This window comes from Aquicoccus sp. SU-CL01552, assembly GCF_040365005.1.
In the GTDB taxonomy this organism is placed as follows: Bacteria; Pseudomonadota; Alphaproteobacteria; order Rhodobacterales; family Rhodobacteraceae; genus Antarcticimicrobium.
This window is the reverse complement of sequence record NZ_BAABWV010000018.1, coordinates 117,887-125,800: the sequence shown is the minus strand read 5'-3', so window position 1 is coordinate 125,800 and position 7,914 is coordinate 117,887. Positions and strand designations below refer to the sequence as shown.

Genomic DNA, 7,914 nt, shown 5'->3' with positions numbered 1-7,914 from the left:
TTTAAACGAGCACTTGGAGCGGCACAAAAACGGGACAGGTCCACCGTCGAGTTTACCCCCAGCCGAGACGACCGCTCTCATGGGTTGCAAGCAAACCACTGCCGCACAGTGGACAGCCCGGTGCTGCCAGAACTGCTCGACCAGATCCCGAAGGATGAAGAGATCAAGACCGTGACCGCCCCCTCTCATGCATGTAAACATGCACTGTCGGGCAGAGGACGGCGCTTACGACACACGCCGCTGCCACACCGCCACTATCGGGCGTGGCGCTGTCCCGATCATTCCGGTCCGCAAGAACGGTCGACCGTGGAAGGAAGATTGCCCAGCTGCGCAGGTTCGTAACGAAACCTTGGGCGCCGCTCGGCACTACGACCGGGCCTTCTGGAGCGCTGGACAGGATACCACGCTCGAAGTCGGGTCGAGGCGAAAATGCGTTGCCTCAGGGCATTCAGCGAGCGCATCGAAACCAGAGACCCCGACCACCAAGCCGCCGAAATCCACATCCGCATCGCTCTCATGAACCGCTTCAACGCACTCGGCACCGCCGAGGTCGTTCGTGTGGCATGACATCAATGGGGAAAGGGAAAGTCACGCCTCAGGCGGCAGTTCTGCATCAAGGCCCATCAGGACGTGAGGCGTGGACTAAGCGCGCGCAGGCGGAACAGCAAGCACGTCGCAATCCGCCATTCGCAGCACGTTTTCGGCGACGCTTCCGAGAAAGAACTTCGAAACCCCTTTGCGTCCTTCCGTTCCCAGAATGACAAGATCGGCCGATTCGTCCTTTGCGGCGCTCAGGATCTCCGCCGCCGGCGCGTTGAGTGCCAAACGCACAAGCTGACGTTGCGATTGCACACCTGTTTTCTTCACGAATTGCGCGAGATTTGCCGCCGCTTCCGTGCGCAGGCTTTCCAGATAGTCTTCGCGATTATCCGAAGGCACGGTGTGGCTCATGGCAAGACGCGTCGCGGGCGCGTCGTAGACATGCAGGACCGAAACATCCGCCCCGTCCATGAGGCCCAGGGCAATAGTGGCTCCTGCCGCGCGCTCGGCACCTGCGGAGAGGTCCGTTGTCAGCATCACGTGACCATAGGTGCCGACAGGCGGTGCATTGACCATAAGCACGGGGCAGGTCACGGAACGGATTGTCCGTTCAGCGGTGGTGCCAACGAATACATCGCGCAATGCCTTCCGCCGATGCGGGCCGATAACAAGCAGGTCCGGCGCCTCTTCTTCAACCGCGCGCGCGATGCCGGCAAAGGCGTCGGCCAAAATGACACGGGTGTCGCAGGATATCCCGTCGAATTTCCGTAACGTGCTCCGCAACTCCCGCAAAAGGTCGGAGGCCGTGCTGCGTTCGCTTTCGACGATGCGGCGTGGCTGGTCGTCGTCAACGACATGAACGATGGAAAGGGGCACATCAAACTGCCGCGCAAGCAACGTCGCGCGCCTGAGCGCACGATCCGACCGTTCGGAGAAGTCGGTGGCCATCATGATCTTCTTCATGTCGTTCTCCCAATTGCAGGACCGATCCTGATCGTTCATTCAAACAGGTCGCCTCGGATCTGCATTTGACGCAAATCAACTCAAATGAAGCAAACATCTATATACTTCACTGAACTGCATCAAACAGGCATCTGCGATGATCCGCGAACAGTATCAAACTGTGAAAGAGGTCGCTGACCTCCTCAAGGTGAACGAAGCCACGGTCCGCGGCTGGATCAAGGATGGTGATTTGCGGGCAATCGAGATCGGCAAGGGATGGCGGATCGCCGACAGCGATCTGGACGCGTTCTTGTGCCGCCATTCCACGCGCGCCAAGGAAAGCACCCCGCAAAAGAGTGAACTCATTCAAGACCGCGATTCCGGGAACGAAAGCAAGTCATGACCGATGTGCTGCTCCACACGCCTTTCGCAGAGGTCGCCGTCCTGCTCGTGATGGCTGCTGCCATCGGTCTGTTCGGCATCTTTCTGCGCCAGCCATTGATCGTCAGCTTCATTGCTGTCGGCCTGGTCGCCGGGCCATCCGCGTTCGATGTCGTCCATTCCGATGCGCAGATCGACCTCTTGTCGGAACTCGGGATAGCCGTGCTGCTGTTTCTCGTCGGCATCAAGCTTGACGTGAAACTGATCCGCTCGCTCGGTGCCGTCTCTCTGCTGACCGGGTTGGGTCAGGTCGCGTTCACATCCGTCTTCGGTTACCTGATCGGGCTTGCCCTGGGCCTTGGACATGTCACCAGCCTTTATGTCGCCGTTGCGCTGACGTTTTCATCGACCATTATCATCGTGAAGCTTTTGTCGGACAAACACGAGATCGACAGCCTGCATGGCCAGATCGCGCTTGGTTTCCTGATCGTGCAGGACCTTGTCGTCGTTCTGGCGATGATCGTGTTGTCGGCCATCGGGATTGGCGCGGCCGGGGAGGGCAGTCATGGCGGCGGTTCGGTCCCGGTGGTCTTGGGGGCGGGCGTGGCGATGGTGGCGATTGTCGTCCTCTTCGTGCGCTATGTCGCGGATCCGCTGACCGAACGGCTGGCTCGGGCACCGGAATTGCTGGTGATCTTTGCCATTGCCATGGCGGCGATGTTCGCCGCAGCAGGCGACATTGTCGGGTTGGGCAAGGAAGTGGGAGGCCTGCTGGCCGGTGTCGCGCTCGCCTCGACCCCTTATCGCGAAACGATCGCGGCGCGGCTGGCGCCGCTCAGGGATTTCCTGTTGCTGTTCTTCTTCATCGCGCTCGGTTCCGCGCTCGATCTGTCACTGCTGGGTGCCCATGTAACCGGGGCCATCGTGTTCTCTCTCTTCGTTCTCATCGGCAATCCCCTGATCGTGCTCGCGATCATGGGCTCCATGGGCTATCGTATGCGCACGGGTTTCCTCGCCGGCCTGACAGTGGCCCAGATCAGCGAATTCTCCCTGATCTTCGTGGCGATGGGCGTTTCGCTTGGCCATGTACAGGAGGAGGCGCTTGGCCTTGTCACCATGGTCGGGCTGGTGACGATCGCGGCATCCACCTACATGATTACCTATTCGCATCAGCTTTATGGCCTTGTCGAACCATTCCTCGGCATTTTCGAGCGCAAGGGTACGCCACGCGAGCCGTCCGAGGCCAGGGCACATCGCGACGAGGGCTACAAGGTGATCATCTTCGGGTTGGGGCGCTTTGGCACCGCGATCGGGATGCGCCTGCAAAAACGGGGCATCAAGGTGCTGGGGATCGACTTCAACCCGCTGGCAGTGCGGCGCTGGCGCGAGCTTGGCCTTGAAACCGAGTTTGGAGATGCCACCGATCCGGAATTCGTGGCCGAACTTCCGTTAGCGCGGGCCGACTGGATCGTCTCGACCGTTCCGCTTTTTCCGACCGGCCTCAGCCACGAGGATACGCGCACGACGCTGATCCAGCTTACACGGATGTCCGGCTTTGCGGGCCGCGTGGCCGTGGCCTCGCATCATCCCAAGGATACCGAGAACCTGTTCGCCTCCGGCGCGGACGTGGTTCTGGAGCCTTTCCAGGACGCCGCCGACCGCGCCGTGGACCTGCTTTGCGGGGCGCCCGAAGAGGACCGCACCGAGATACCCCACATCGAGACGGAAGACGTTCAGGCAGTGTGAACACTGCCTGAGCGCTAAACGGGCCCGAGACATAACGGAAATCAGACCGCCTCCACTTGTGACATGTCGCGGGTTTGTCCCGCACTATTGTCCCTTATGTCCGCAAGATGCTGTCTGATGCGGGAGCGGCCGCAAGGACGGGCCGCGCCGCAGCATCAGGAAGGACAACCTGAGCATCAAATCAGGGTCGACATCGACTGATTTCCTTCGCGTGAGATAGCTTACGGTTTGGCCTTGAAGATAAATTATTTACAATCCCAAGTTGTATTCGCATCTGTCGTCTGAGTGAGACCGTGCTGGAGCTTCTTGATTGTCAGCCATATACGACTGAACGCTCACAGCAGGAAATGTTGGCCTCGCACCGACACGCGATCATGAGAAGACCCAAGCATGGCAGCCGATACACAAGACACTACGATGCGGATCTCGCAGCAGCGTTTCAAACTCCGGGTCTGGATAACATCCCGGCTTTGGGCACAGGTCGTGCTTGGAATGGTCCTGGGATTTGGCCTTGGCTTGCTGCTGAGCGAGACCGCCGGACTTGTCGCCCCCGAGACGGCCGAGGTTGTCGGGCATTGGTTGGCGCTGCCGGGGCGTATATTCTTGGCCTTGATCGCCATGGTTCTGGTGCCGCTGATCTTTTCTTCAATTGTTAAAGGGCTGTCCGGGGCCGGGTCTGGCGACGAATTGCGCTCGGTTGGATTGCGGCTTGCCGCATTCATCCTTGCGACCACGACAGTGGCCGCAACGACAGGTGTGGCGCTTGCTCAGTGGCTGCGGCCCGGTGTGGGGCTCGCAGGTTTTTCGCAGGGGCCTTCCGCGCCAAGCTTGCCGTCTCAGACCGGTGACATATCCGATTTGCCGGCCTCGGCCCCCCAGGTGTCTGTGCCGGATATGATTGTCCAGATTCTTCCGACGAATCCCACGGCCTCGATCGTGCAGGGCGATATGTTGGCTATTGTTGTTCTTGCCCTGCTGGTTGGCGTCTCGGTCACGCAACTTCAGCCCGGTCGCGCTCAGCCCTTTCTGGCCTTGATGGACGCGTTGCTGTCGATCTCGATGAACATTGTGAAATGGGCCATGTTCCTCGCGCCTTTCGCGGTTTTTGGCCTGATGGCGCAGCTTGTGATGCGGATGGGATTTGAGACCATGATTGGCATTTCGGGGTATGTCGGAACCGTGCTGCTTGGGCTTGCGGTGCTGTTTTGCCTCTACCTCCTGATCGCGATCATCTTTGCACGGATCACGCCACTGCGCTTCGTGCAAGCGGCCGGTAGCAATCTGTTGCTGGCCTTCTCGACATCAAGCTCGTCGGCGGTGATGCCGGTAACAATCCAATCGGCGCGAGAGCTTGGTGTGCCCGAGAACATTGCCAATCTGGTCGTACCGTTGGGGGCGACGATGAACATGGCGGGGACCGCCTTGTATCAGGCGGTGGCCATTCTGTTTCTTGCGCAGCTCGCTGGTGTGGAGCTGACTTCGGTTCAGATCGCCGTGGTTGTCGGGACGCTTGTTGCCTCCAGTATTGGCGCGCCCGGCACGCCGGGGGTTAGTATCGCCATTCTGGTCAGCGTCGCCACAAACATGGGTATTCCCGTCGCGGGCATGGTGATCATTCTCGGCGTTGACCGGCTACTCGACATGTGCCGAACGGCGGTCAACGTCACAGGGGATCTTGTTGCTGCGGTGCTGTTGCGCTCGGTCGGCCGTGATCCCGCCCAATCCGCGTGACGTCAGGTCGCGAAGAAGGTTTAGTCAGCCTGCCGATCGAAGAGCTAATCATCCTGCCTACACACTCTGAAGCCGTTGGACTGTCCAGATCTGCGACAGCCATCATGAACATGTATGGCAACAGCTTGGTTACAGAGGGGCCCTCCTGTGTAGGTTGTTGCGACCGGACCCTTTGGGGCCGAGGCAGAAAGGCAACCTACAGTTTGGCTCGGTTGGTCCAAGGCGTGTTCTGGTGCCTGCACGGCATGATTGAAGAGTTTGAATTGATTGGTTCATGCATCCCTGAGCCGATGAAGGCGAATGTAGGTAGCCCAAGGAGGGTAAAACTCGTCCAAAGAGCGGAATCCTGATTCCCACAGTGCATCGTACAGAGGCATGTTTGAGTGGGAGCCGATTTCTTTAAGCCTTTGGAGCAGAAGGCTTTCCGTAGAAATCAAAATCCCCCGCTTTAACCGGCGTGCCGGTTCGAGGACAGCCTTGGGTCCCAATGTTTTCAATGGGCTACGCCCGATATCGAGCGCAGCCCATTTGGGACCTGAACCCGGTCCCACACGTGCCCGCCACATCCTGACTTGGCTCGGCGCATCCGGGCTGTTTGCGAAAACCGCTTGCGATTCGCGTCTGACCTGGACTTGGCCGCCGTTGCAAGGCTTTGACCGGAACGATCCAGCGCAGGCTCGAAGCTCTCGGTCGATATGTCGACAGGTGCCGGCAAAGGCCCTGTCAGACCTGCCTCATGCGCTTTGGGCGGCTTTCGCCTGGTTCACCCGCTTTGAAAGGTCGCCATGGCTCTCGACGCGTTCGGAATACCGATCGACGAGGTGATCGCGAATGTCGCGGGTGAGCCAAGTGAACTTCACCAATTCCTCCATCACGTCAACGATGCGATTGTAGTAGGGCGACGGTTTCATGCGGCCAGATTCGTCGAACTCGTCCCAGGCCTTGGCGACCGAGGACTGGTTCGGGATCGTCAGCAGCCGCATCCAGCGGCCGAGGATGCGCAGCTGGTTCACCGTATTGAAGCTTTGGCTGCCGCCGCAGACCTGCATCACGGCCAGGGTCTTGCCCTGCGTCGGGCGTACGCCCCCCAGCGAGAGCGGGATCCAGTCGATCTGGGTCTTCATCACCCCCGTCATCGCCCCGTGGCGCTCCGGCGAGGACCAGACCATGCCCTCGCACCATGTCACCAGGCCACGCAATTCCGCGACTTTCGGATGGTCCGGGTCCGCCGCGTCCACCAGCGGCAGCCCGCGCGGATCGTATATCCGAACCTCGGCGCCGAAGCGGGTGAGGATGCGGCCCGCTTCCTCGGCGCAGAACCGCGAAAAGCTGCGCTCCCGCAGGGACCCGTAGAGGATAAGGAGGCGCAGCGGATGGCTGCTGCGGCGGCTCGGCGACAGCGCCTCGGGAGAGAGCGGGGCGAGGGCATCTTCATTCAGGTTCGGCGTATCGGACATGGGATCTCCTGCGGAGGGATGGCAAATCAGCTTGCGGGGTCGGGAAAACGGTTGCGGGTGCGGTTGGCGAAGGCCACGAGCGAGAGCATTACCGGCACCTCGACCAGCACCCCCACGACGGTGGCCAGCGCCGCGCCGGAATTCAGGCCGAACAGGCTGATCGCCACCGCCACCGCAAGTTCGAAGAAGTTGGAGGTGCCGATCATGGCACAGGGCGCGGCGATCCGGTGCGGCACCTTCAGCGCATAGGCCGCCCCGTAGGCCAATGCGAAGATCCCGTAGCTCTGGATCAGAATCGGCACCGCGATCAGGACGATGACGAAGGGATGGGCCAGGATCGTTTCGCCCTGCAGGCCGAACAGCAGGACGACAGTGGCCAGCAAGCCGATGATCGACCACGGCTTGGCCTTTGCCTCGAAGGCCTCGATCGCCGGGGCCGTGCCCAGCCGGCGCCGGGTGAGCAGCCCCGCGATCAGCGGCAGCACGACATAGAGTACGGTGGCGAGCACCAGCGTCTCCCACGGCACCGAGATATCGGTCACCCCCAGCAGGAAGGCGACGATCGGGGCAAAGGCCACGACCATGATCAGATCGTTCACCGAGACCTGGACAAGGGTATAGGTCGCGTCCCCGCGCGTCAGTTGCGACCAGACAAAGACCATCGCGGTACAGGGGGCCGCGCCAAGCAGGATCAGCCCGGCGATGTACTGCGCGGCATCTTCGGGGGCGATCCACGGGGCAAAGACATGGTCAAAGAAAAGCACCGCGAGAAACGCCATGGTAAAGGGCTTGATCAGCCAGTTCACTGCCAGTGTGACCAGCAGGCCCTTGGGTTGACGGGCCACACCGGCAACCGCGCCGAAATCGACGTTGACCATCATCGGAAACACCATCGCCCAGATCAGCACCGCCACAACGAGGTTGATCGAGGCGAACTCGAGCGAGGCGATCGTCCTGATCAGCCCCGGAGCGAAGACCCCGACGGCGATTCCGAGGAGGATCGCGAGCGCGACCCAGAGGGTGAGGTAGCGGGCGAAGATGCCCAGCGGTTCGGTTTGGTCGTGAGAAGCATCGGTCATTGCGCGTTGTTGCCCTTGTCTGAGGTGAAATCCTGTGC

General features: G+C 60.6%; 6 protein-coding genes and 1 pseudogene. 4 read left to right on the top strand and 3 right to left on the bottom strand.

Annotated elements, in window-relative coordinates; genetic code table 11:
- Nucleotides 1-567 (top strand): annotated as a pseudogene (locus tag ABWV23_RS18970) (transposase); the annotation flags it as partial.
- A gap of 75 nt (nucleotides 568-642) precedes the next feature.
- Here the strand turns inward: ABWV23_RS18970 and ABWV23_RS18965 are convergent.
- Nucleotides 643-1,503, bottom strand: coding sequence for a universal stress protein (locus ABWV23_RS18965; RefSeq protein WP_353350588.1), 861 nt, complete (start codon nucleotides 1,501-1,503; stop codon nucleotides 643-645).
- Between the two features lie 136 nt (nucleotides 1,504-1,639).
- Here ABWV23_RS18965 and ABWV23_RS18960 point away from each other — a divergent pair, with 136 nt between their 5' ends.
- The 3 genes from ABWV23_RS18960 to ABWV23_RS18950 all read left to right on the top strand — a co-directional run bounded on the left by ABWV23_RS18960 (nucleotide 1,640) and on the right by ABWV23_RS18950 (nucleotide 5,340).
- Entirely contained in the window at nucleotides 1,640-1,885 is a 246-nt protein-coding gene (locus tag ABWV23_RS18960) for a helix-turn-helix domain-containing protein (RefSeq protein WP_353350586.1), read from the top strand.
- Nucleotides 1,882-3,609, top strand: a complete 1,728-nt coding sequence (locus ABWV23_RS18955; RefSeq protein ID WP_353350584.1) for a cation:proton antiporter — start codon at nucleotides 1,882-1,884, stop codon at nucleotides 3,607-3,609. Before ABWV23_RS18960 ends, ABWV23_RS18955 begins: the two co-directional genes overlap by 4 nt.
- Nucleotides 3,610-3,999: 390 nt before the next feature.
- Nucleotides 4,000-5,340, top strand: coding sequence for a dicarboxylate/amino acid:cation symporter (locus ABWV23_RS18950; protein WP_353350582.1), 1,341 nt, complete (start codon nucleotides 4,000-4,002; stop codon nucleotides 5,338-5,340).
- A 734-nt stretch (nucleotides 5,341-6,074) separates the two neighbouring features.
- On the opposite strand, the gene arsH is transcribed toward ABWV23_RS18950, so the two are convergent.
- Together arsH and arsB are read right to left on the bottom strand one after the other, a co-directional pair.
- Nucleotides 6,075-6,797: an arsenical resistance protein ArsH gene (arsH, locus tag ABWV23_RS18945; protein WP_353350580.1), complete on the bottom strand. Its 723-nt coding sequence runs from the start codon at nucleotides 6,795-6,797 to the stop codon at nucleotides 6,075-6,077.
- Nucleotides 6,798-6,823: 26 nt separating this feature from the next.
- Nucleotides 6,824-7,876, bottom strand: coding sequence for an ACR3 family arsenite efflux transporter (gene arsB, locus ABWV23_RS18940; protein WP_353350578.1), 1,053 nt, complete (start codon nucleotides 7,874-7,876; stop codon nucleotides 6,824-6,826).
- Nucleotides 7,877-7,914 lie beyond the last annotated feature (38 nt).